4 protein-coding genes are annotated in these 3,060 nt (G+C 62.2%); all 4 read right to left on the bottom strand.

Features of this window, described 5'->3' with window-relative positions; genetic code table 11:
• A partial coding sequence (locus EN969_RS24070; protein WP_127419453.1) for a glycosyltransferase occupies positions 1-385 on the bottom strand: 385 nt, incomplete at its 3' end.
• A complete protein-coding gene (locus EN969_RS24075; RefSeq protein ID WP_063168967.1) occupies positions 378-1,541 on the bottom strand; it encodes a glycosyltransferase 87 family protein in 1,164 nt (387 codons plus the stop codon). The genes EN969_RS24075 and EN969_RS24070, both read right to left, overlap by 8 nt.
• A 181-nt stretch (positions 1,542-1,722) precedes the next feature.
• Complete coding sequence (locus tag EN969_RS24080) at positions 1,723-2,121, bottom strand: hypothetical protein (protein WP_013529672.1); 399 nt, start codon at positions 2,119-2,121, stop codon at positions 1,723-1,725.
• A 96-nt stretch (positions 2,122-2,217) separates the two neighbouring features.
• The coding region (locus EN969_RS24085; protein WP_127419454.1) for a zinc-binding dehydrogenase at positions 2,218-3,060 on the bottom strand (843 nt) is incomplete at its 5' end.

Consider the following 3,060-nt stretch of genomic DNA (forward strand, 5'->3'; position numbering starts at 1 on the left):
TCTGCGCATAGACGACGTCGATGTCCGGATGGTCCACCAGCTCGGCGATCAGCTTCAGGCTGATGTCCAGGGAATGCTGGAGGTCGGCGTCCATGATCAGCACCATGTCGCCGCGCGACTGGTCGAGGCCGGCGAGCACCGCGACTTCCTTGCCGAAATTGCGGCTGAGGCGCACGATCTCCCACGACCCCGTCAGCGCTTGCGAAAACCGCACGGCGCCATCGTCACGACTGCCGTCATCGACCAGGATCTTGTGTACGGTCATGCCGAAGCGTTGTGCCACGGCCACTTCGAGCTCGCCCAGCAGGCGCGCGAAGGCCGATGCCGATGCCGCCTCGTTGAAGAACGGTGCGACGATATCGAGGCTCGGCCGCAACTCAACCATTGGCGACTCCCGCATTCACCACCTTTTCCCGTGCCTTGGCCCAGAACCACCAGATCAGCGAACCGGCGATAAAAGTGACGGCGACCGGCCGGAACCAGGGGAAGAGGAAATCGTGCACATGGCGCTCGACGCCGCTCAACCCGGTCACGAACAGCGTCGTCGACAGCACCGAGGCAAGGACGCCGCCCCGTTCTTCACGCCACAACAGGGCGATGGCAAGACCGGCTGGTACCGCGATCATGGCAAAGGTGTTTGGCTCGACGCGCGGGTTGAAGACGCACATGTAGAAAGTGGCTGTCAGGAAGATCGCCAGCGCCGCCTTTCCCTGTTCGAGCCTGCGGTCGAACCAGATGACGGCAGAAAGCGTAAACAGGGCCATGACCATGCGCACGATCGTTGCGCCGAATTCCGGTATCGGCAGTCCTATCGTGGTGAACGGTGCCGTGAAATCGGTGGGCACGAAATGGCTGGTGTTGTCGACGGCCATGGAGGTCAGCATCTGGATGAAGACACGATGCTGATCGTTGAGATAGCCGGCGGGAGCAAAAGCGTAAGGCAGTGCCAGCACGAACAGCAGCGCCAGCACCAGCACCGGTATCAGCCGGAGCCGAAGGGCTCCTACCAACAACAGCATTATGATCGCGGTCGGCTTGGCGATGATGGCAAGCGAAGCCCAGAAGAACGTCTCCGCCCGCCGCCCTTCCAGCGCCGACAGGGTGAGAAGCCAGCAAGCGCCGGTCAAAAGGATCGTCGCCTGGCCGTTGCGGATCGCCCCCACCGCCATCGGCAAAGCGAGGAAAAGACCGAAAGAAAGCAGCCATGTCAGTTCGCCGCCGCCGAGCTTGCGCACCTGCCGCATCGCGGCGTAGGTCAGCACCGCAAAGCCAATGGAATGCCAAACCAAGCCGCCCAGATGCGGACCAAGCTTGACTATTGGAGTGTAGAGCGCGGCAAAGGCCGGCGCGTAGAGATACCCCATCTCGGACTGGGTGTCGTAGAGCGGCAGACCGGCCTGAAGCGCCACGCTGCCGTCGATATAGGCCTGCCATACCGTCCGCGTGTGCGGTGACCACAGGACCAGGGCAAGAACGACCAGGAACGCTCCGATCCACAGGCCAAACCCCAAACGGTCGAAAACCGGCTTGGAAATCGTCATCAAGGCGCTCCACACAATCCCGGAACTGGATCAGTCCAGCCTGTCCCGGCATTCGATGGCGGCGGCATATCACGGACGAAGTGGCGTGGCATAGGGGGCTGACGAACGTCAGGGCCGCACCTCCTTCGCCTCGAATATGCGTTCCCACCTTCATGGCTGCCGTCCGAGGCTGGCGACCTGACTAATCGTCAGTGAATTCGGGCAAACGAAAATAGGGGTTGCGCGGATCAAAGGGATATTTCGGCTCGCCCTTACCAGCAAGAACAGCCCCCGGAATCAGCACGCCTTTCGGCCCGAACTGATAGTCGATGCCGGCACAGAGGTGAGCGAGATCCTGGTAGTTGAAACTGCGCAACGCACTGCCACCTTCAAATGCAGCTGTTTTGAGTTGCTCAGGCATGAGCGGCCCGATCATCCTGTCGCGATAGGCTTTGATCTTGGCCTTGTTGAGTCTGGAGGCCTGACATTCGGCGCCGACGACCCGCGCCAGCATGATGTTCCTGACCGCAGTCCCGGCAGGATCATCCAGCGGGGCCGAATATTTCTTGAGAAAGTAATTCGTACCGGGATCGTTCGTCATCGCCTTGCGCCAAAACGGCGGGAACTTTTCGGCAGCCTGTTCTCACAAGCAGCCCCTTTTTTGCAGTAACTGGACTTCGCTCGCCAGCCATTTCGTTCAAGGCCGGATGAACACCTTGCCGTTGGGTTTGGCCAGTTCGGCTGGCAGCCGCGCCATTGCTTCGGCAAGCGGCACCACCGCCGTCACGTCGGTCGACCAGCGCCCATCGGAAAAACGCTTCTGCGCTTCCAGGATCGCCGGGCCGCGACGGTCGCGGAACTGGCGCATCCACTCACTCAGCCAAAACCCTTCGATATGCTTGTGCTGGAAGATCAGTTGGCCGGGCTCGCGGATAACGGTGGCTTCGGGATCGAGCCGCCCATAAATGATCCAGCGCGACCGCTTCGGCATGACGTCGAAGATGGCGGAGGCAAGCGGCCCGGTTACCGCGTCAAGGAAGATGCGCGGCTGTTCGGCCTTCATCACCTCGCGCAGCGCCGCCTTGAAATCCGGCGCCCTTTCATTGAGCACGTGCGCCGCGCCAAGCGCATTCAGAGCCGCGATCTGGTCGTCGCGGCGCACGGTGACGATCGGCCGGAAACCCTCTTCGCTGGCCAGGCCGATGATCAGCTTGCAGAGCTGGCTGGCGCCGGCGGTCATGACGAAGGCCTTCTCGCCTTCCTCCTTGACGATGTCGAACATGGCGAGCGCCGTGAGCGGGTTGACGATCATCGCCGCACCGTCCTCGTCGCGAACGGTGTCGAGCAGCGGGATGCAGGCAGCCGCCTCGGCGACGGCATAGTCGGCCCACGAGCCCCAGTTGGTGACGCCGGTGGCAAAGGCCACGCGCTTGCCGATCAGGCTTTTGGGATAGGGCTCGTCCCCGCTGGCGACGACAATGCCGACACCCTCGAAACCGGCCGGCTGGCCCTTGGCACGCGGCTGGCCGTACTCTGTCTC

This window comes from Mesorhizobium sp. M7A.F.Ca.CA.003.01.2.1 (genome assembly GCF_003998945.1).
GTDB classification, from domain to species: domain Bacteria; phylum Pseudomonadota; class Alphaproteobacteria; order Rhizobiales; family Rhizobiaceae; genus Mesorhizobium; species Mesorhizobium ciceri.